Source organism: Nitrospirota bacterium (assembly GCA_016212215.1).
Classification (GTDB): domain Bacteria; phylum Nitrospirota; class 9FT-COMBO-42-15; order HDB-SIOI813; family HDB-SIOI813; genus JACRGV01.
Genome location: JACRGV010000069.1, coordinates 1 through 21,214, shown reverse-complemented (window position 1 = coordinate 21,214; position 21,214 = coordinate 1). Strand labels below are relative to the sequence as shown.

Sequence of the window (21,214 nt, the reverse complement as noted above, 5' to 3'; positions counted from 1 at the left end):
CCATACGGAATTTTAGAGGGGGCGATGGAAACGGAGCATGGTTAAGATAGTGAGGCACTGTTAATCGAAAGAGACAGAAACAGATATGCTTAACCTAAACTATTCGCGCCATTGCTCTACTCGACAAAGGGGAATGAAAATTACACGTAATGTCATTGCGAGGAGTGATAGCGACGAAGCAATCTCGTAGTTGGTCAGATTGCTTCGCCTTAGGCTCGCAATGATGTCTGGGAGAAGCATTTTCGGATGAACTGTCATGAAACGGAGGTTTCACAAAGGAGGATGAAAACCACCCCCCCCAAGCCCCCCCTTGTTAAGGGGGGGAAAGTTCCTTTGGTGCTCAATGGCCAACGGCAATCCCCCCCCTTTGTTCAAGGGGGGGCATGGGGGGGTTATTTTCGGATGAATGGCAATGAAAACCCCACCCTCACCCTAACCCTCTCCCTGAGGGAGAGGGGGCTATGTTGATTCCCTCCCCTTCAAGGGGAGGGGTAGGGTGGGGATGGGGTTGATTTTCGGATGAACACCAGGGTTCACTTACACATCAGCGGTAAGGTTCAGGGGGTATTTTTCAGGGATTCGACTGCCCAGATGGCTACTGCAATGGAACTTACCGGATTTGTACGGAATCTCCCTGACGGCCGTGTTGAGATAGTTGCTGAGGGTGAGAAGGAATGTGTTGAGAAGCTGGTACAATGGTCCCACTCAGGGCCTCCGTGGGCGGTTGTTGAATATGTAGAGAGGCGGGATGAACCATATAAGGGAGAGTTTCAATTTTTCGAGATAAGGAGACAGGAACGTTAATATGAAAAAAGTAAATTTTGCAATGGCATTACACTTTCACCAGCCGGTTGACAACTTTGACCATGTATTCATGGAGGCTTATGAGAAGAGTTATAAACCGTTTATTGATGTCCTTGAAAAATTCCCTAAAATCAGACTGACACTTCATTACTCCGGCAGTCTCCTTGAGTGGATTGAGGCGAACAAACCTGACCTGATAAAGAGGATTGCCGGCTTAGTTGCGAGGGGACAGGTGGAGATGATGACCGGAGGATTTTACGAACCTATTCTTTGTGTGATTCCCCGAAGGGATTCTATCGGGCAGATCAGTATGCTGACGGAATATATCAAGGACAAGTTCAATACAGAGTCAAAAGGGATGTGGCTAACTGAACGTATATGGGAGCCTCATCTGCCCAGTATATTGCATGATTCCGGCATTAAATATCTTATAGTTGATGATACCCACTTCCGTTATGCAGGTCTGCTTGAAAATCAACTCTACGGTTACTATTCTACAGAAGATGAAGGAAAGGTAGTGTACCTGTTTCCATCCAATGAGAGGCTCAGATACTCTATCCCATTTAGGGAACCGCACGAAACGATTGATTATCTAAGGAGTGTTGCAACTGAAAAGGGTGATAATGTACTTGTATATGGTGATGACGGGGAAAAGTTCGGTCTATGGCCTGAGACTTATGATTGGGTCTATAACCGGAGGTGGCTTGAACGGTTTTTTGAGGCATTAACTCATGAGGCATCCCAGTCATCCATTGAACCTTCATGGCTGAACATCACTACATTAGGGGATGTGCAGAAGAATGTAAAAGCACATGGAAGGGTATATATTCCAACGGCTTCGTACAGGGAGATGATGGAGTGGTCACTTCCTACAGAGAGCGGTAATCTCTTTGAGGATGTCCTTAATGATGTGAAGTGGAGCGGAAAAGAGGCGGCTTATGTGCCATTCTTGCGAGGTGGTTTCTGGAGGAACTTCCTTGAGAAATATCCGGAATCAAATAACATGCACAAAAAGATGTTTCGTGTAAGCAATAAGGTGGCACAGATGAACAGCAGTAACAACGATAGCTTTGATCCTGCTTATATAGGAAAGAGTGTTGCAAAAAAAGGCATCGGCCTCCCTCAAAATATATATGAGTCACACCTTGAATTATGGCGCGGGCAGGTGAATTGCCCATATTGGCATGGGATATTCGGCGGCCTATATCTGGGACATCTGAGGAATGCGGTATATAATCATCTGATCAAGGCAGAGAAGATTGCAGATGAAACGGGGCATAATGAGAAGACCTGGATAGATATTGAGGTAACTGATTTTGATTGTGATGGAAGTGATGAGATAGTAGTTACAACAGAGGATATATCTTTTGTTGTGGATGTACATAAAGGCGGTATGCTTACGGAACTTGACTACAGGCCGGCATCTTGTAACTTACTGAATACCCTTGCACGAAGACCGGAGGTATACCATAAAAAGATAGTGGAAAATGTCGGCAAACACGAAGGGGAGGCAGGCGGCCCTCAATCTATTCATGACATAGTTAAGTCAAAAGAGGCTGATTTACATTTATATCTTCAATACGATTCTTATCGCAAAGGTATGTTGATAGACCATGTTTTCGCTAATGATACATCTTTAGATACAGTTATACAGAACAGGCATGAAGAGGTCGGTGGATTCCCATTTATCCCTTATATATTTACCATAAGAGATACAGAGAAAGGAAAGGGCATTTTATTAGAGGGTGAGGGGCTTGTTAATGGGAACAGGATACAGATAAGCAAGGAGATAATAGTCTCAAAAGATAATCCTGATTTGAAGTTTAATTATAGTGTAAAAAATATATCAGGTGATACGATAAACATAAGGTTTGGAACAGAGCTTAATTTTGCAATGCTTGATGGTAATTCTGAGATGTGTAAGTATGTTATAGAAGGGGTTTCTCCCGAAGACTCCGGCCAGCGAAGCAAAGGTGAGAGTAAAGATATTAAGTCATTTAAAATTAACAACAGGCTTATTGCTACAGAAATAGGTTTAGCCTTTTCAGAAAAATGTACACTATGGAGATACCCTGTAGAAACCATCTCGCAATCAGAGAGCGGTTTTGAAAGGGAGTATCAGAGTTCTGTTGTCGTTCCAAACTGGAATATTGTTTTGAATCAGGGCGGGGAATGGAAGGTTGGTGTAACGCTTACGTTCAGGCGGATTTGACCAGAGCTACTTCTTTTTCCAAAATCCCGATAAATATTTCTACAATCACCGGATCGAACTGACTGCCCGAACATCTCCTCAGCTCTGCGATTGCAGATTCTTTGGGCAGGGCCTTTCTGTAAGGTCTGTCTGATGTCATTGCATCAAAGGTATCCACAACAGATAAAATACGGCAGGCAAGCGGTACGGCCTCTCCTTTTAAACCATCGGGGTATCCACTACCATCATAATGTTCCTGATGATGACGGATAAGCGGCATAAGATTTTGCATTGCATCAAGAGGTGCAATGATCCTTTCCCCTATTTCAGGATGCTGTTTCATAATCTCCATCTCTTCAAAGGAAAGTTTACCAGGTTTATTCAGGATATGGTCGGGTATGCCTATCTTGCCGATGTCATGGAGGAGGCACAGATACTCAAGCTCCTCTATTTGATTGTCGCTCATTTCAAGTTTGACGGCTATCTTCTTTGCGAATTCAATCGCCCGTTCGGAATGGCCATTCGTATAATGGTCCCTTGCATCAAGTGCACTGCTGAGTGAAGTTACGACCTCATAAGGCGATTTTGAAGTTGCACTACCTGTAAACATCTTTGCAAGCTGGTCCGTTAAGTCTGATACGATCTCCTTGCCGTCATCGAACCTGCTCAGGGTCTTCAGTATCTGAAATGTTTCAGACACAGTTTTGTTCCACCAGCCCGGGTCCTGAGTTTCGTTCTTGGCAAATGTAAATATCTGGTCCCCGCCCCTGTACTTGGCAAGATACATCGCCTGGTCGGCAAGCTGTAATAATATTGTCGGGTCATTAGTGTGATAATAGTATGTAGCAATGCCTATGCTGACACTTGCTTCTATATTGTCATTTTTAAGCTGTTCCTTTATCTTACTCATTATCCTGTTTGCAGCTATTACACTATGGTCATTATGTGTCTCAGGCAGAAGGCATATAAACTCATCTCCTCCATAGCGTGCTGCTATATCAATGCCCCTTATATTATTTTTCAAACAGGCACCTATGTGATGAAGTACAGCATCTCCATACTGATGGCCAAAGGAGTCATTAAGCGACTTAAAATTATCTACGTCTATCAGCAGTATTGAAAACGGTTGATTGCTCACCTTTGAATGTTTTATCTCTTCCTGATACTTCTCAAGAAAAGACCTGTGATTGAGGAGTTTGGTCAGTCCGTCAGTCTTTGCCTGTAATCTTATTTGCTCGTAAAACTGGGCATTTTTGATTGCATTTGCCGATGAGTTGGCTACGACCTTACAGAATCTTATCTCTTCAGGAGTAAATTCATGCTTCTTTTTATTGATCTTTAAGAATAATGTTCCTATTATTTCTTCATGATATACAATAGGTATTACAAGAAGTGATTTAATTTTAATTTTATTAAGGGTTTCACGTACATTGTTCATTAATGGGTCTAAGTTTATGTCGTTTACGACTACAGCATCTTTAGTCTCCAATGTCCTGGAAATTTCCGGATAATTTTTTAAATCTATCTGCAAATGATTAATGGCAGGGGCATCATGTGATGCCATTACATAACCGTATTTTTGCTGATTATCAATGAGGATTATAGAGCATCTGTTGGCATGGGTATATTCGGCAACCTTATTTACTATAATTTTTAGTACATCCTGAAAATCAAGATTAGATGAGATGCTTTTGGTAATGTCTAATATTAGTTCAAGCTCACTCTTCTCTGAATTCAGGGTTCTTGTTTCTATTTTCCTGATACTGCTTTCTATATTTAAGATATTTTTCGTAAGGGGCATGTTGCTCACTCTTACATCCTTTCTCGTGTTTCTTACAATTTGCAATAAGGGTGTAGAACAGTGATATTTTCGGAAATAAAAAAAAACTCTTGACATGAAAAGAAATACTGTTATAATTTCATAATTCCTATCGGAATAGTAGGATATTGATTATGAAATTTTCAAATAAAAGTGAATATGCAGTTTCAGCCGTGTTAGATATTGCACTGAATGCCGATAAAGGGCCGGTACATGTTAAGTCCATTGCAAAGAGGCAGGCAATACCAATGAGGTTTTTAGAACAGGTTATGGCATCCCTGAAAAAGGCGGGTATTGTAGACAGTATCCGAGGTTCTCAGGGTGGATACGTATTGTCAAGGCTTCCGGCGATGATTAATATTGCCCAGATTGTAGAGGCTATTGAAGGGCCTATTGCACTTATGGATAACGGGAATGGGACGCATGAGGAGAGAAGTTATCAGACAAATACAGGTGTGATAAAGGAAGTGTGGGAAGATGTAAGAAAGGCTATTACTGATACACTGAGTAAAGTTAGTATAGAAGATATGACCAGAAAAAAGAGGGAGCGGGAAGTAACTGTTATGTATCATATTTAACAAACAGGAGGGAAGTTAATGGAACAAAATGTTATAGAGACAGACATTCTAATAATCGGAGGGGGGACAGCAGGCTGCCTTGCAGCAGTCGAGTTGAAGGAACAGTATCCGAACCTCTCTGTAACCATAATGGAAAAGGCCCACATTGACAGAAGCGGCTGTCTGGCAGGCGGTATGAATGCCATAAATGCCTATCTGAACCCTGGAGAGACACCAGAGAGCTTTGTTAAATATGTGCGGTTTGATTCATGTGGAATAGTCAGGGAAGACTTGGTATTGACTATGTCTGAACTGTTTGAGTATTGCGTTAAAAAGGTGGAGAAATGGGGACTGCCAATCCTCTGTGATGAAAAGGGAAATTATATCCCCCGCGGCCGCTGGAACATCAAGATAAACGGCGAGTCTTTAAAGCCGATTATTGCCAGGGCAGCGAAGAATGTCGGTACAAAGATATTAAACTGGGTAGTTGCCACTAATTATATAATGGTAAACGGCAGGGTAGCAGGGGCTATAGGTTTTAGTATAAGAAACGGTAACCTGTTTGTTGTAAAGGCAAAGGCGACCATAATAGCTACAGGAGGCGCTGCCGGAATCTATAAACCTAATAATGCACACGATGCACAGCATAAGACATGGTATTGCCCCTACAATACAGGTGCAGGATTTGCCATGGGGATCAGGGCAGGGGCTGAGATGACAAGTTTTGAGATGCGTTACATCGGCCTGCGTGTTAAAGATACCATTGCACCAACCGGAACTATTGCACTTGGTGTCGGTGCACCGCAGATAAATTCCAAAGGTGAAAAATTTATGGCAACCAAATATGCCCATATCGGCGGAGACGGCGCCCCTACACCATACAGATCTCACGGGCCTTTGCAGGAGATAAAGGAAGGAAGGGGGCCTGTATTTCTGGATACGAGGCATATTACACCTCAACAGGCAAGAGACCTGAAGTCTGCATATCTGGATATGTATCCTTCAATGGTACTCTACTGGGCGGCTAATGAGATTGACCCGTCAAAAGAACCTGTAGAGGTGCAGACCACAGAACCATATATAGTCGGAGGACATACACAATCCGGTTACTGGGTGGATGTAAACCGTAAGACAACGATTGAGGGCTTATATGCGGCAGGTGATGTATCCGGTGGTGCGCCCTATAAGTTTGTAAGCGGATGCTGGGCAGAAGGGGTAATAGCTGCAAGGGCCGCAGGGGAATATGCACAGAAGGTTGAACATGCCGATGTGCCTGCTGAATTGATAAGTGCAGAGCGGGATAGGGTGATTGAACCGATCCTGAACTTTACACATAAAAAGGAAGGGATCAAACCTTATGACATGGAGGTCAGACTTCAGAAGATTATGGAAGAATATGCAGGCGGTGCGGCTACCTTCTATGAGGTAAATGAAGAAAGGCTTCTCGTTGCAAGAAGACGCCTTGCCACACTTCCGGAGCAGTTTAAGTATATTATAGCTGAAGACCTTCATGACCTCATGGAGGCACACGAGGTCATTGACAGGGTATTGGTAGCCCAGACCCTTGTAGAACACATGTTGTTTAGAAAAGAGACCAGGTGGCCGGGTTACTGCACGAGAACTGACTATACAGAACTGGATGACCAGAACTGGCTTAAATTTGTAAACACAAGAAGAGACCCTGCAACCGGCAATATAGAGGTATTCACAAGACCTTATGAACAGATAGTGCCGGGGGACAGGTATAAGCCGAGGTAAATAAAAATTAAATATCAAAAATCAAATGTCAAAAATAAGGAGGATTCAAAATGCCGGTAGTTGTTCATGCAGATAAATGTAATACATGCCATGGTGCCCAAAATCCGCCATGTGTGAGGATGTGTCCGGGTGACCTTTTTATGAAAGACCCAAAGACAGGAAAGATTATAATGAGGGACCCTTCTGAGTGCTGGGATTGCCTGCCCTGTGTAAAGGTATGCCCTCAGGAGGCGATAGAGTTTAAACTCTCTTATCAGCTTGGATTTCATACGGCAAAGCTCATGCCCCATATACATGATACGAGAGACTTTATTACATGGGAATTGATTGACACAAAAGGCGTTGTAGACAAGTTTACAATCAGGACAAAGGTTCTTCCTGTGGAGCTTGATGAAAAGGTTGAGGGCGTTACAGCAGTAGATTTTTCCATTTAATTGAGGCATGAAAAACCCCACCCTCACCTTAATCCTCTCCCTGAGGGAGAGGAAATTTCCCTTCCCCGCAAAGAGGAGGTTAGGGGGGCATTCTTATATTCCCTCCCCTTCAAGGGGAGGGTTAGGGTGGGGATGGGGTTATTATTAGGTTAAAAAGGAGCAATAAATTATGAATACCGGGGAAATGACAGAAAAACAAGAAGGTGCAGTACCATCCCAGATACTTGAGGAAATATCAGGTTTTGAGGCAGAGATAGGCCGTCTCAGGCGGGGTGAGATTCCGGATGAGAAGTTTAAGAGGTTCAGGTTACAGCAGGGGATCTATGGACAGCGTCAGAAAGATGATTTCATGGTGCGTGTCAAGATACCGCAGGGCACCCTTAATCCGGTTCAGATGAGGCTGCTGGCGGATATTGGTGACACATACTCAAATTCCTTAGCCCACACATCAACTCGTCAGGATATTCAGTTTCATTGGGTGAAATTAGAGAATGTCCCAACCATTATGAGACAGCTTGCAGGGGCCGGGCTTACTACAAGGGAGGCTTGCGGCAATACGGTCAGGAATGTTACCGGCTGTTATCTCGCAGGTATATGCCCTGATGAGATATTTGATATTTCTCCGTATGCCATTTTTACAACAAGATACTTATTGAGGAATTCTATCTGCCAGAGCCTTCCGCGTAAGTTCAAGATAGCATTTTCCGGGTGTCAGAAGGACTGTGCAATGGCGCCTATAAATGATATAGGGGCCTTTGCTGTAACAAAGAATATTGCCGGTATCGAAAAGCAGGGCTTTAGAATTGTTATAGCAGGAGGTCTTGGGCCTCATCCACGTATAGCACAGTTGTTGTCGGAGTTTGTACCATTGGAAGATTTTATACCGCTTACTGAGGCAATACTCAGGGTGTTTGACCAGTTCGGAGAAAGAAAAAACAGAAACAGGGCAAGGATGAAATTCCTGCTTGAGAAGATAGGTTTTGATGAACTCAAAGACAGGATCCTCAAAGAGTTCAATATACTCAAGTCATCAAAGGAGTGGTCACATACATTGCCTTCCGGTGAGACTTTATCTGATTTTTCAGGTATGGATGAATACCCTGTGGGAAGTTCTGCCATTACTGCTGACCATACAGAGATAACAGGCAATGGAGACCCATATTTTTACAGGTGGCTGAGCACAAATGTGATCGCACAAAAGCAGAAGGGCTACAGTGCAGTAAATGTACGGCTTGTTCTTGGTGACATTACAACAGAACAGTTGAGGAAACTTGCAGATATTACGGCTGAATACGCCAACAGCAGGATAAAAGTTACTCAACAGCAGAACTTCACTTTAAGATGGGTACATAACAAGGATGTCTATAATCTGTATAAGGCACTAAAAGATGCAGGCCTGGCGCTGGCAGGCGCCCACAGGACAATTGATATTCAGAGCTGTCCGGGTGCAGAGACCTGTAACCTTGGCCTTACATCATCAAGGCAGTTGGCCGCTGCAATTACGAGGGAGCTTTCAACAAGAGACGATGTTGAGACAGAGAGTGTAAGAGTAAAAGTCAGCGGATGCCCTAATTCCTGCGGCCATCACCATATTGCAGATATAGGATTTCATGGCGTGGCAAAGAAGATAGAGGGCAGGCTTGTTCCGCACTATCAGTTACATCTTAAAGGCGGTGTTGCAAACGGCAGGGCAGTGGTTGGGGATTCCAATATAAAACTTCCGGCAAGGAATATACCCAAGGGGGTATCAGAGCTAATATCCAAGTATCAGAGGGAAAAGGTTCAGGATGAACCCTTTTACCAGTATGTTGAAAGGGTTGGCTTGGAGTATGTTCAGGATTTTTTAGAGAAATATACTACTATCCCATCTTATGCGGAGTCACCGGAAAGTTATTCTGACTGGGGTTCCAGCTCTGAGTTTGTGGTAAAACTTGGTGCAGGTGAGTGTGCCGGCGGTGTGGTTGACCTTATAGAGGATTCTCTTATGGCCGGGGGCCGTGAGGCATCAAGGGCAGAGATGATGTTAGGGGCAGGTCAGGTTGAAGAGGCACTTAAATGTATTGACAGTGCGGTAATATTTGTTGCACAAGGGATGCTTGTCCCGTTCGGTATAGATACAGAGATAGAGGCTCAACTTGTACGGGAATTTCAGGACAAGGTAATTGATAAATGTATTGTGTCGGAAAAGGTAGAACCGTTGTTTGTTGAATATGGTAAGCCTGCGGCAAAAGACAAGGTTAAAGAAAAGGTGGCCCTTGCACACCTCCTTGTTGAGGAATCTCTTGAGGCTTACAGTAAGCTGGATAAGAACTTTAAATTTAAAAAGAGGGAAGAAAAGGCAAAAGAAGAGGAGGTAAAAACTACTATGGATAAAAAGATTGACGAATATCTGGATTTGAAGGGGGTGGCTTGTCCATATAATTTTGTAAAGACAAAACTGAAGCTTGAAGACATGGAATCAGGTCAGGTACTCCAGATTGTCATTGATGAGGGCGAGCCGTATCAGAATGTCCCAAGGAGTGTTCTAAACGAGGGTCACAAGATACTGGAAGAAGAAAAGGTTGAGGAAAAGCATTACAGGATTGTCATAGAGAAAGCATAGGTTAGTGCGATAAAATTCCCTCCCCTTCAAGGGGAGGGTCAGGGTGGGGATGGGTTTCCATATAAAGTTAGGAAACCTTTAATACTTATAGATAAAAAGGAGGAAGGGGTAAATGTTACATTCAGTACCACACGGCGGGACGTTGATTAACAGGATTTTGAGGGGTAAAGACAGGGAGATGGCAGAGATTAAGGCAAAGGAGTTAAAGCAGATAAAATTAAACAAAAGGGAAATCGCAGACCTTGAGATGATAGCAATAGGTGCACTAAGCCCTCTTGAAGGGTTTCTATGTAAAGATGACTATCATTCTGTAATAGATACAATGCGTCTTACAACCGGCATACCGTGGGCATTACCTGTGACACTTGCAGTGAACGAAGAAACAGCAAACAGCCTTTCTTTAAAAGAAGAGATTACACTAACTGATGAAGAAGGGAATACACTGGCATTAATGACTGTAGAGGAAGTTTTTCTTCATGATAAGGAGAAAGAGGCATTACAGGTTTACAAGACCGATAGTAAGGAACATCCCGGAGTAAAGTATCTCTATGAGGTTCCTTCACACCTTGTCGGAGGCAAAATAGACCTGATCCACAGACCAAGGCACAAAGACTTTCTACAGTACCGTCTTGACCCTGCTGATACGAGAAAGGTATTTCAGGAAAAGGGATGGAAAAGGGTTGTCGGGTTTCAGACAAGGAATCCGATTCACCGTGCACATGAGTATATTCAGAAGACTGCCCTTGAGGTCGTAGACGGTCTGATGGTTCATCCCCTTGTAGGAGCAACTAAGGGTGATGACATATCTGCTGAAATCAGGATGAAGTGTTATGAGGCACTGTTTGAAAACTACTATCCCAAAGACCGTACCTTCCTCGCTGTATTTCCTGCGGCTATGAGGTATGCAGGGCCAAGAGAGGCGGTATGGCATGCAATCTGCCGTAAGAACTATGGCTGTACACATTTCATAGTCGGCAGGGACCATGCAGGTGTAGGCAACTTTTATGGCACCTTTGATGCCCACTATATATTCGATGAATTTGAGGACGGTGAACTCGGTATAACACCGCTCTTTTTTGAACATACCTTCTATTGCAAACGATGCACTAGTATGGCATCATATAAAACCTGTCCCCATGAATCAGGTGAACATATAATCCTCTCAGGGACAAAGGTTCGCGAGATGCTGAGAAACGGTGCAACCCCGCCGCCTGAATTCTCACGGCCTGAAGTGGCAAAGATATTGATTGAAGCGATGTCGGGAAAAAGCAGTGAATAGTGGTTAGTGAGTAGTGAGTAGTGAATAGTCCCTTAAAAAGGAATTCCCTCCCCCTTGAGGGGGGAGGGTCAGGGTGGGGGTGAGCTACGGAGAATATCAGATGAACTCCCATGAACTGAGGGTTCACAAAGGGCCATGAAAATCAGCGGGACAAGAAAGTCCCGCCTATCCTCGTAGATATGGATAGGCGGGGTTTTCCTACCCCGCCGGAAGGGATTTTCAGATGAATACAGCTATCCTGAAAATTGAAATTCCCGGCATAAAACCCTTACGAAGCGGCAAGGTCAGGGACATCTTTGACCTTGGTGACTCTTTGCTTCTTGTTGCTTCAGACAGGGTTTCTGCATTTGATGTTGTACTTCCAACTGGTATCCCCGGTAAGGGAAAACTGCTGACCCAAATATCTGTTTTCTGGTTCAATGTTATGAAGGAGATAATCCCCAATCATCTGATCAGTGCAGATGTAAAGGACTTCCCTGCAGTATGCCGACCGGCAGGAGAAACACTTGAAGGCCGCAGTATGCTTGTTAAGAAGGCAAAGCCAATGCCTGTGGAGTGCATAGTGCGCGGGTATCTTTCAGGTTCAGGATGGAAGGAATACAAAAAGAGCGGTACAGTATGCAGCATAAAACTCCCTGTAGGACTCATTGAATCAGCAAAGCTCCCTGAGCCGTTATTCACCCCAAGCACAAAGGCTGAAGAAGGGCATGATCTAAACATCACATTTGAAGAGACAAAGAATATCGTCGGCAATGAAATGGCAGAAAGACTGAAACATACAAGTCTTTCCATATATAAAAAGGCCCAGTCATTGGCAGAGAAAAAGGGGATTATTATTGCAGATACAAAGTTTGAGTTCGGATTGCTTGATGATGAGCTTATTTTAATAGATGAAGTCCTTACCCCTGATTCATCCCGCTTCTGGGACGTAAAAACATATCAAGCCGGCAGGAGCCAGGACAGCTACGACAAACAGATCGTCAGAGACTACCTCCTTACCCTTGACTGGAATCAACAGTACCCGGGTCCACCCCTTCCTGATGCAGTAATAGAAAAGGCCGCCGCAAGGTACAGGGAGATAATGGAGATACTGATATTTCCCGGTTAACACTATTTTTTACTCATGCGTCACCTCTCACATAATACTATCTAAAATACATTTCTTTTTTTCTTGATACTGATTTTTTCGTATGATGGATTTTTTAAAATAATTATGATATTTTTTCAGTTCAACAAAATCTGTTAAATATAACAATAAGAGGAAAGTCCAATGCGCGTTGCAATGTATTACAGTAATAAAGATATAAGGCTTGAAGAGATGCCGGTCCCGGATGTGAAGGCCGGAGAAGTGTTGGTAAAGATTATGGCAAGCGGTATTTGTGGCAGTGATATTATGGAGTGGTACCGTGTTGGAAAGGGGCCGCTTGTACTTGGACATGAGATAGCAGGGGAGATAGTGGAGGTGGGGGAAGGTGTAGCTAAATACAAAAAAGGTGACAGGGTTTCTGCGGCCCATCATGTCCCGTGTAATACCTGCCATTACTGCCTGAACGGGCATCATACGGTTTGTGAAACACTTCGTAAAACAAAGTTTTATCCCGGTGGTTTCGCTGAATATGTTCTTTTACCTGCAATTAATGTAGACCGCGGGATATTTCCCCTACCGGATGAGGTATCGTTTGAAGAGGGGTCGTTTACTGAACCACTTGCATGTGTCTTTCGAGGGCAACGGCTCGCGCGTGTAAAACCCGGTCATTCTGTTCTAGTAGTAGGCAGTGGGTTGTCAGGCCTGCTTCATATACAAATGGCACAGGCACTTGGGGCGGGAAGGATTATCGCAACTGATGTACACGAGTTCAGGCTTCATACAGCAAAAAACCTTGGAGCCGGCCATGTAATTAATGCGAGAGAATACACACCTGATTTACTGAGGGAGATAAATAATGGCAGGCTTGCAGACATTGTGATAATATGCACAGGGGCGCCATCGGCCATTAATCAGGGGCTTCAGTCTGTTGAACGCGGAGGAACTATCCTGTTCTTTGCGGCCACTGACAAGGGTGTAACCATTCCAATCTCATTCAATGACCTCTTGTTCAGGAATGAGGTAACAATATTGAGTTCTTATGCAGGTGACAGGGCTGACCATATTACAGCGGTTGAACTCATACGAAGCAGGCGGGTGCGTGTAAGTGATATGATAACTCACAGATTAGGGATGGCAGAGACAGGGCTTGGGTTTCAACTTGTTGTTGAAGGGACTAATTCAATCAAGGTTCTCATAGAACCACAGAGATAATAAAGGAGGATCAAATGGACTGGGGAATGAAAAATCGTTTATCGAGGATAATAAAAGAGGACGGTAAGTGCCTGCTTATGCCAATTGACCATGGATATTTTCAGGGTCCTACATCAAAACTTGAAAAGCCTGGAGAAACTATAAAGCCGCTTCTGCCGTACAGTGACGCACTGTTTGTTACCAGAGGGGTTTTACGTTCATGCGTAGAGACATCTGAGAATATACCGATTATTCTGCGCGTATCCGGCGGTACAAGCATGGTAGGGAAAGACCTTGCGAATGAGGGTATAACCACATCTATGAAAGAGGTATTGAGATTAAATGCATCTGCTGTTGGCATGTCGGTTTTTATAGGCAGTGAATATGAAAAGGAGACTTTATTGAACCTCGGAAACCTTGTAAATGAGGCAGAAGAATACGGTATCCCGGTCATGGCTGTTACTGCCGTTGGAAGAGAGCTTGAAAAGCGTGATGCCAGATACCTTGGGATGTGCTGCAGGATTGCGGCTGAGATCGGTGCAAAGGTTGTTAAGACATACTGGTGTGAGAACTTTGAAAAGGTTGTAAACGGCTGTCCAGTGCCGGTTGTTATTGCAGGCGGGCCAAAAGCGGAGACAGAAAGAGAAGTTCTGTCATTTGTACATGACGGGATGCAGAGAGGCGCCATCGGCGTTAATCTTGGAAGAAACATCTGGCAAAATCCTTATCCGGTCCCCATGATAAAGGCGATACGAGCTATTATCCATGAAAACGTTTCTTTGATTGAGGCTGTAGAGATATTTAATCTTGAAAAGAATCGGATGACAAAGGCAGCAACAGTTTGATTAAATGCCTTTTATCGGTCTGACAGGCGGGATTGCAAGCGGAAAGAGCGCCATCGCTGTTATATTCAAATCCCTTGGCGCTTATATCATTGATGCGGATGTTATTGCACGTGAGCTGGTTAAACATGGACTCCCCGCCTGGCAGGAGATAGTAGATCAATTTGGAAGGGAGATACTTAAAGAAGACGAGACGATAAACAGAGAGCTGTTAGGGAGTATTATATTCAGAAGCCCTGACAAAAGAGAGGTATTGAACTACATTCTGCACCCTAAGGTTTTTGAAGAGGCGGAACGACAGAGAATCGAGATTGAAAAGAATGACCCGCATGCCGTCATTATATTTGATGTAGCACTTCTAATCGAGACCGGTCATTATAAACTCACAGACAAAATTATCCTTGCGTATGCAGATGAGGAACTGCAAATCAAACGCCTTACAGAGAGAAACGGCTACACAAGAGCTGAGGCCCTTGAAAGAATAGTATCACAACTACCGGCAGAGGATAAGAAGAAATACGCTGATTACATTATTGACACATCAAAACCGTTTGAAGAAATAGAACAGCAGGTTGCGGAGATATTTAATATTCTAAAAGAAGGTTCAAATTAGATTTGTCACTTCCGGCGCTGAATGTAGTTCATGGATTCATCATATCGAATACCCTATGAAAAAGATTTCATGGTAAGTCTTGCAATTCCATAAAATAAACCCTATGATTGCTAAGGGTCTGTCATGAAATAACTTGTGCATTTAGGCGCTCAGATTTCGGCCAGGTTTGAGTGCGACCGATTGAGCAAACCCGAAGGCGTAGTTGAATCTACGCTGAGGGGTTGCGATTGAGAAGCACACAAAGATGGCCGGAAGATGAGATGCATAAATGTATAGGTTATTTTATGACAGACCCTAAGTATCTGCTCCCGCCATGCACCCTCAGAGATATAGCAGATGCGAGAAGGTAGGGCAGGTTTGCTTTTCTACCTGTTCACTAACCACTAATCACTGCTTTTATTATGGCTGACTTAAAAAAGATATTCAATCCCAAAACCGTTGCTGTAGTTGGCGCCTCAGAGAGTGAAGGCTCTGTTGGGCGGGCTGTCACTGAGAACCTGTTATTATCCAAAGACCGTAAGATATTCCCTGTAAATCCAAATAGAAAGACCATACTCGGTATTGATGCATATCCGACGATTGGTGATGTACCTGAGCAGGTTGACCTTGCGGTGATTGCAACACCGGCAAAGACAGTTCCGGCTATTCTTGAAGAGTGCGGCAAGGCTTCGGTAGAAGGGATCATTATTGTATCTGCCGGATTTAAGGAGACAGGGGAAGAGGGTAGAAGGCTTGAGGATCAGATAAGGGAGATAAGGGGAAGGTATGGTATGAGGATCATCGGGCCTAATTGCCTCGGCATCATAAGGCCCACAGTGGGACTGAATGCCTCATTCCTCAAGACCCATCCTCAACCCGGGAAGATTGCCTTTATCTCACATAGCGGGGCGCTTGGTAGTGCTATCCTTGATTGGGCTATTAATACGCATATTGGCTTTAGTTTGTTTGTGTCACTCGGCTCTATGATTGATGCGGATTTTGGTGACCTGATTGATTTCCTCGGAGACGACCCTGAGACAAAGAGTATTATGCTTTATATGGAAGGGATTGGGAACGCAAAGAAGTTTATCAGTGCTGCAAGGGGATTTGCAAGGAATAAACCCATAATCGTACTAAAACCCGGCAGGTTTGCAGAGAGTGCAAAGGCCGCTTTATCACATACCGGTGCAATGGCAGGGGATGATCAGGTCTATGATGCTGCATTCAAAAGGGTTGGCGTAATACGAATAAGGGATATCTCAGACCTGTTTAATGCCGCAGAGGTACTCCATTCCAAGAATCTTCCAAAAGGGCCTGATATAGCAGTTGTTACAAATGCAGGCGGGGCAGGTGTGATTGTTACTGACCTGCTGATTGGACTTGGAGGAAAACTCGCAAAACTTTCTGATAATAGCATTAAGTCTCTGGATGAGCATCTACCTGCCTACTGGAGTAAGGATAATCCCGTTGATGTACTGGGTGATGCTGATATAGATAGGTATGTTAAGGCCCTTACTGTTTGCTTAAATGACCCTGGCGTGAATGGTGTAATGACAATTTATACCCCGCAGGGTAAGGCAAGACCTGATGAACTTGCAAAGGCACTTGCTGAGATTGCCAAAACCTCTTTCAAACCTGTTATCACTGTATGGATGGGCGGCAAAGAGGTATCAGCCGCAAGAGAGATATCGCTCCAATATAATATTCCTTCTTACGATACTCCTGAAGATGCAGTCAAGACCTACATGTACATGTACAGATACGGCAGAAACCTTCAGCTTCTATATGAGACTCCGGGGCAATTGCCTGTTGACCAGTCACCGCCCAAGTACAATCTAAAGGCATTTATTTCAGAGTTGAATAAAAAAGGTAGAACCCTTCTTGCTGAAGATGAGGCAAAGAGGTTTCTTTCAAATTATGGGATTCCCACGATAAGACCTCAGCTTACTAAGGATGTTGAAGATGCTGTAAATGCTGCCGCTAATATTGGTTATCCGGTAGTCATAAAAATAGTTTCTCCTGACATTACCCACAAGAGCGACATAGGCGGTGTGGTTACAGGTATACACAATGAAGGTCAGTTGAGGAATGAATACGATGGGATGCTCAACAGGGTCAGGGAGAAGATGCCTCAGGCAGAGATAACGGGCATCTCTGTCCAGAAGATGCTTGAGCGGATTGACTATGAACTCATACTCGGTGCAAAAAAGGATAATGATTTCGGGACGGTAATCCTTTTTGGTATGGGAGGTGTTACTGCTGAGCTGTTCAGGGATTTCTCAATAGGGCTACCGCCGTTGAATCAGACCCTTGCAAGACGGCTCATGGAGGAGACAAAGGTATTCCGGATGCTTCATGGATACAGGGGCAGGCCGCCTGCTGATTTACAACAGCTTGAACAGATTATAGTAAGCTTCTCAAACCTTCTCGTGGATTTTCCTGAGATAAAAGAAATAGACATAAACCCCCTTGCTGTATCAAACGGTAAGGCATATATCCTTGATGCAAGGATTGTTATTGAAGGTTACATGCCGGAGTCATCTTCACCGTATCCTCATCTTGTAATCACACCCTATCCAACGAAGTACATCACACCATGGAGGTTAAATGACGGCACAGATGTTATACTCAGGCCCATAAGACCTGAAGACGAGCCTCTGGAGCAGGAGATGCACGCAACCTTTTCTGAGGATACTTTACGTGGCCGGTTCTTCCAGGTTGTCAAAAAGATCTCCCATGAGACGATGACCAGATTCTGCAATATAGACTATGACCGTGAGATGGCAATAGTGGCAGAGCTGAGAGAGGGTGACAGGAAGTGCCTCCTCGGTGCCGGGAGACTTATAATGGAACTGGACTTCGGGAAGGGTGAATTTGCAGTTATCGTTCGGGATGATTTTCAGGGCAAGGGGCTTGGGTACAAACTTATAGATATGCTTATCGGAGTAGCCCAGGAAAAGGGGCTGGAAGAGATGTACGGGATAGTGCTTACGGATAACACCAGAATGTTAGGAGTCTGTAAGGGGCTTGGATTTAATGTTTCACATCTGCCTGATGGGGTGAGCAAGGTAAGGCTGACACTAAAATAGCCAATCACTGGAGACACGTGTGGACTTACGGGAGGTTCCTCGTCATTGTAATTATGGTGAAGTATAATGCACCATAATTACAATATCAATTCTTACCCGCATATTGCTATTCAGATGCCGCTTTTGTTACTTGCAGTATATAATCGTAAAAAGTAATAGCGGTAAGATTGGGCAGAAGGGAAATCGTCTGCTCGGACAACGAGACGATGAATTCCTTTTTAATATCAAGGGAGGAAAATATTTCCCTGATCTTTGCAATGTTCGCTCCCATCCCCATTAAAGGTGTTTTGTTCAACTTAATCTCAACAGGTATCATACCAAAATATCCAACAATAAAATGGACATTTCAAATTGTTGTTTATGATGCTGAGGAAATGTGGCGGCCAACTTCTTCTTGGTTAAAAAAACAGGGTACACAAAAATTGCTGTTAGCTCAATAAATATTAGGCGTAAGGAAGATAGTGGACGACGTCGTAACAATTATGATGAATGGCTAAAGAAGTTTGATAAATTTATTGACAGGCATTTCTAAAGATAACTGTTAGCACAATGGGTGACATCCATTTATTATATTAAAATAGATGTCCCTAATATAGCCAATATCAATAATTATCTTACCCGGCTTTTGCAAGTTCAAATCTAACATGTTTGATCCTTGATTTTTGTGGAGAAAGTTTCTTTAACCTTATGTATATTACGGGTCTCTCTTTTTCAATGGCAGATTTAGTGAGTTTCAGGTTTGCCTCACATAGTTCCGGGTCATATTCAGGTAAGAAGATGAATTGTGCCCCGTCAGGGATCTGTTCCATTACCTCCGGATGTTCTAAAACAAATTTATCAAATTCTGCCCCGATAATAAGGTTCCTTGCAATGATTTCATCTTTTTTCATTTTTTAATCTCCTTAAAAAACCTTTCTTATAATTCTTCCAGTTAGTATTCAGATCCAAAATAGAAAATGTTAATGCCTCATTGTAGTTTAAAAAATTCAGTTCTTTTTTTATCTTTGTTCCATCCGGGTTTATTATATCAATATGAACAAAGTTATGAACGGTATCATAACGAATTATTGGGTTCCATTGCTTATTAATAAGCAGTTCATATTGCGTAACAAATTTCTCGACTTTTCCTTTTTTAACAGTAAAGTCTATTCTTATTCTACTGTCATCACTTATTATTCGTAAATATTGTTTTTGAGCCACTGACAGTCAGGTTACTAAAAGTATTAATAAAAGTCAAAAGGTTCAATCGCACAAAGGATAAGGATGATGAAAACTCGACAACCCCCTAACCCGGAACCGCAGGGGGAGAGGGGACATAGAATATCACCCCCTTTGTTCTATGGGCGAGGGGGGGGGGGCGGATGAAGTTTGCCAGTTGACTTGAATAAACCCTTTATTCTATTCTATGGAGGTTAGAGCCATATACTTTATAACACCTTATACCCAGAGGACAGTATGAATTCCAGAAAAGATAATACAAAAGACAAAGAGAAGAAGGCTGCAAAAGTTTCTTATCATCATAAGCCTGATGACATGAGTGTTGATTCATGGCAGAAGGAATTGAGACGGCAATTTGCTGAGACGCAGAACTTTACCATTAAGAATACAGGCAGTCATCCGGTGTTTTCTGACTTTGAGGTGCATAACCCGCAGTCAGGGAATACATATAAGGTGGCTGTGCGTAGTGAAGATGCGGGCATGAACTTTTGCTCCTGTCCTGATTTTAAGATAAATACATTAGGCACATGCAAGCACATTGAATTTACATTATTCAACCTGAAAAACAGCCATGCCAACAGGGCGATATTCAAGGCAGGATACCTGATGCCGTATTCATCAGTTACGCTCAGATATGGAGAGGAAAGAAAGGTAGTGCTCCGGACAGGGACGACACATTCAAGCGAGATTAGCCGGTTGTCGGAAAAATACTTTGACAAGGATGGTGTGTTATTACCTGATGCGTATTACAGGTTTGAAGAATTCTTTGGAGCGGCATTACAGATTGACCCAAATTTCAGGTGCTATCCTGATGCTGTAGAATATATTATCTTTGTCAGGGAGAATCATAACAGACAAGCTGTTCTGTCCAGGAAATATCCCAAGGGTATAGAAAGCCCGTCAATAGACAATCTTTTAAGGGCCTCATTATTTCCGTATCAGAAAGAGGGAATCCTGTTTGCAGCCCGGGCAGGCCGCTGTATTATTGCAGATGATATGGGGCTTGGTAAGACCATACAGGCCATAGGGTCTGCTGAACTGCTGAGAAAGGATTTTGGGATTGAGAAGATTCTCATTGTTTGCCCGACCTCTCTTAAATACCAGTGGAAGACTGAGATCGAAAAATTTACAGACAGCACTGTTACAGTAGTAGAAGGTTTGCCTCATTCAAGAGAGGCACAGTATCAGGACAGCAGTGTATATAAGATAGTTTCCTATCATACAGCAGGCAATGACATAAATATCCTGAAGAAGCTGGACTTGGACCTTGTTATATTAGATGAGGCACAGAGGATAAAGAACTGGAAGACGAAGACATCCCAGCATATAAAAAATATCCCGTCCAGATATGCAGTAGTGCTGACCGGCACCCCTATTGAAAACAGGATAGATGAGTTACATTCCATTGTGGCATTTGTGGATAAGTATAAGTTAGGCCCTCTATTTAAATTTCTGCACAATCACCAGATCGCTGATGAAACAGGAAAGGTAATCGGCTACACTGAGCTGAACAGGGTCGGAGAGAGTATTAAATCCATCCTTATCCGCAGGACTAAACAAGAGGTGCTGAAACAACTGCCTGAGCGTCTGGACAAAAACTATTTCGTTCCTGTTACAGAGGAGCAGATGCGTATCCATCAGGAGTACTACGAGATGGTCTGCCAGTTGGTGAATAAATGGCGCAGATTCAAATTCCTGTCAGAACAGGACAGGCAAAGGCTTCTGACCGGATTGAACTGTATGCGTATGGT

General features: G+C 43.5%; 17 protein-coding genes. 13 read left to right on the top strand and 4 right to left on the bottom strand.

Features of this window, described 5'->3' with window-relative positions; translation table 11 throughout:
- The first annotated feature begins 519 nt into the window (after positions 1 to 519).
- Entirely contained in the window at positions 520 to 804 is a 285-nt protein-coding gene (locus tag HZA08_06240) for an acylphosphatase (GenBank protein MBI5193026.1), read from the top strand.
- A 1-nt stretch (position 805) separates the two neighbouring features.
- A complete protein-coding gene (locus tag HZA08_06235; GenBank protein ID MBI5193025.1) occupies positions 806 to 3,016 on the top strand; it encodes a DUF1926 domain-containing protein in 2,211 nt (736 codons plus the stop codon).
- Here HZA08_06235 and HZA08_06230 read toward each other — a convergent pair.
- The gene (locus HZA08_06230) at positions 3,003 to 4,796 is read right to left on the bottom strand and encodes a diguanylate cyclase (GenBank protein ID MBI5193024.1); all 1,794 of its coding nucleotides are present in this window, start codon (positions 4,794 to 4,796) and stop codon (positions 3,003 to 3,005) included. The two genes, HZA08_06235 and HZA08_06230, sit on opposite strands and share 14 nt — an antisense overlap.
- Positions 4,797 to 4,948: 152 nt before the next feature.
- On the opposite strand from HZA08_06230, the gene HZA08_06225 reads away from it, so the two are divergent.
- From HZA08_06225 to HZA08_06180, 10 genes are all read left to right on the top strand, one after another.
- Positions 4,949 to 5,392, top strand: coding sequence for an RrF2 family transcriptional regulator (locus HZA08_06225; GenBank protein MBI5193023.1), 444 nt, complete (start codon positions 4,949 to 4,951; stop codon positions 5,390 to 5,392).
- 18 nt (positions 5,393 to 5,410) lie between these two features.
- Positions 5,411 to 7,129 (top strand): adenylyl-sulfate reductase subunit alpha, encoded by a 1,719-nt coding sequence (locus tag HZA08_06220; GenBank protein MBI5193022.1) that lies wholly within the window; start codon positions 5,411 to 5,413, stop codon positions 7,127 to 7,129.
- A 50-nt stretch (positions 7,130 to 7,179) separates the two neighbouring features.
- Positions 7,180 to 7,563, top strand: a complete 384-nt coding sequence (locus HZA08_06215) for a 4Fe-4S binding protein (protein MBI5193021.1) — start codon at positions 7,180 to 7,182, stop codon at positions 7,561 to 7,563.
- A gap of 169 nt (positions 7,564 to 7,732) precedes the next feature.
- The gene (locus tag HZA08_06210) at positions 7,733 to 10,165 is read left to right on the top strand and encodes a sulfurtransferase TusA family protein (protein MBI5193020.1); all 2,433 of its coding nucleotides are present in this window, start codon (positions 7,733 to 7,735) and stop codon (positions 10,163 to 10,165) included.
- A gap of 112 nt (positions 10,166 to 10,277) precedes the next feature.
- Positions 10,278 to 11,444 (top strand): sulfate adenylyltransferase, encoded by a 1,167-nt coding sequence (gene sat, locus HZA08_06205; GenBank protein MBI5193019.1) that lies wholly within the window; start codon positions 10,278 to 10,280, stop codon positions 11,442 to 11,444.
- Between the two features lie 223 nt (positions 11,445 to 11,667).
- The gene (locus tag HZA08_06200) at positions 11,668 to 12,552 is read left to right on the top strand and encodes a phosphoribosylaminoimidazolesuccinocarboxamide synthase (GenBank protein ID MBI5193018.1); all 885 of its coding nucleotides are present in this window, start codon (positions 11,668 to 11,670) and stop codon (positions 12,550 to 12,552) included.
- 162 nt (positions 12,553 to 12,714) lie between these two features.
- On the top strand, positions 12,715 to 13,743 hold the full coding sequence (locus HZA08_06195) for an alcohol dehydrogenase catalytic domain-containing protein (protein MBI5193017.1): 1,029 nt from the start codon (positions 12,715 to 12,717) through the stop codon (positions 13,741 to 13,743).
- Between the two features lie 14 nt (positions 13,744 to 13,757).
- A complete protein-coding gene (gene lsrF / locus HZA08_06190; GenBank protein MBI5193016.1) occupies positions 13,758 to 14,567 on the top strand; it encodes a 3-hydroxy-5-phosphonooxypentane-2,4-dione thiolase in 810 nt (269 codons plus the stop codon).
- A 4-nt stretch (positions 14,568 to 14,571) separates the two neighbouring features.
- The gene (locus tag HZA08_06185) at positions 14,572 to 15,177 is read left to right on the top strand and encodes a dephospho-CoA kinase (GenBank protein MBI5193015.1); all 606 of its coding nucleotides are present in this window, start codon (positions 14,572 to 14,574) and stop codon (positions 15,175 to 15,177) included.
- 401 nt (positions 15,178 to 15,578) lie between these two features.
- On the top strand, positions 15,579 to 18,245 hold the full coding sequence (locus tag HZA08_06180) for a GNAT family N-acetyltransferase (GenBank protein MBI5193014.1): 2,667 nt from the start codon (positions 15,579 to 15,581) through the stop codon (positions 18,243 to 18,245).
- A gap of 106 nt (positions 18,246 to 18,351) precedes the next feature.
- Here the strand turns inward: HZA08_06180 and HZA08_06175 are convergent, their stop codons facing one another.
- From HZA08_06175 to HZA08_06165, 3 genes are all read right to left on the bottom strand, one after another.
- Positions 18,352 to 18,561 carry a hypothetical protein gene (locus HZA08_06175; protein ID MBI5193013.1) on the bottom strand — a complete coding sequence of 70 codons (210 nt, stop codon included), beginning with the start codon at positions 18,559 to 18,561 and terminating at the stop codon, positions 18,352 to 18,354.
- A 298-nt stretch (positions 18,562 to 18,859) separates the two neighbouring features.
- Complete coding sequence (locus HZA08_06170; protein ID MBI5193012.1) at positions 18,860 to 19,135, bottom strand: hypothetical protein; 276 nt, start codon at positions 19,133 to 19,135, stop codon at positions 18,860 to 18,862.
- The gene (locus HZA08_06165) at positions 19,122 to 19,445 is read right to left on the bottom strand and encodes a hypothetical protein (protein ID MBI5193011.1); all 324 of its coding nucleotides are present in this window, start codon (positions 19,443 to 19,445) and stop codon (positions 19,122 to 19,124) included. The genes HZA08_06170 and HZA08_06165 overlap by 14 nt, the downstream gene beginning before the upstream one ends.
- Before the next feature lie 255 nt (positions 19,446 to 19,700).
- Between HZA08_06165 and HZA08_06160 the strand changes: the two genes are divergently transcribed.
- Positions 19,701 to 21,214: DEAD/DEAH box helicase family protein (locus tag HZA08_06160; GenBank protein MBI5193010.1), on the top strand; the 1,514-nt coding region annotated here is incomplete at its 3' end.

What these genes read in the sequence shown, in the direction of transcription:
- HZA08_06240 (MBI5193026.1), top strand. Translation starts at nt 520, where the DNA reads ATGAACACCAGGGTTCACTTACACATCAGCGGTAAGGTTCAGGGGGTA.
- HZA08_06235 (MBI5193025.1), top strand. Translation starts at nt 806, where the DNA reads ATGAAAAAAGTAAATTTTGCAATGGCATTACACTTTCACCAGCCGGTT.
- HZA08_06230 (MBI5193024.1), bottom strand. Translation starts at nt 4,796, where the DNA reads ATGCCCCTTACGAAAAATATCTTAAATATAGAAAGCAGTATCAGGAAA.
- HZA08_06225 (MBI5193023.1), top strand. Translation starts at nt 4,949, where the DNA reads ATGAAATTTTCAAATAAAAGTGAATATGCAGTTTCAGCCGTGTTAGAT.
- HZA08_06220 (MBI5193022.1), top strand. Translation starts at nt 5,411, where the DNA reads ATGGAACAAAATGTTATAGAGACAGACATTCTAATAATCGGAGGGGGG.
- HZA08_06215 (MBI5193021.1), top strand. Translation starts at nt 7,180, where the DNA reads ATGCCGGTAGTTGTTCATGCAGATAAATGTAATACATGCCATGGTGCC.
- HZA08_06210 (MBI5193020.1), top strand. Translation starts at nt 7,733, where the DNA reads ATGAATACCGGGGAAATGACAGAAAAACAAGAAGGTGCAGTACCATCC.
- sat (MBI5193019.1), top strand. Translation starts at nt 10,278, where the DNA reads ATGTTACATTCAGTACCACACGGCGGGACGTTGATTAACAGGATTTTG.
- HZA08_06200 (MBI5193018.1), top strand. Translation starts at nt 11,668, where the DNA reads ATGAATACAGCTATCCTGAAAATTGAAATTCCCGGCATAAAACCCTTA.
- HZA08_06195 (MBI5193017.1), top strand. Translation starts at nt 12,715, where the DNA reads ATGCGCGTTGCAATGTATTACAGTAATAAAGATATAAGGCTTGAAGAG.
- lsrF (MBI5193016.1), top strand. Translation starts at nt 13,758, where the DNA reads ATGGACTGGGGAATGAAAAATCGTTTATCGAGGATAATAAAAGAGGAC.
- HZA08_06185 (MBI5193015.1), top strand. Translation starts at nt 14,572, where the DNA reads ATGCCTTTTATCGGTCTGACAGGCGGGATTGCAAGCGGAAAGAGCGCC.
- HZA08_06180 (MBI5193014.1), top strand. Translation starts at nt 15,579, where the DNA reads ATGGCTGACTTAAAAAAGATATTCAATCCCAAAACCGTTGCTGTAGTT.
- HZA08_06175 (MBI5193013.1), bottom strand. Translation starts at nt 18,561, where the DNA reads ATGATACCTGTTGAGATTAAGTTGAACAAAACACCTTTAATGGGGATG.
- HZA08_06170 (MBI5193012.1), bottom strand. Translation starts at nt 19,135, where the DNA reads ATGAAAAAAGATGAAATCATTGCAAGGAACCTTATTATCGGGGCAGAA.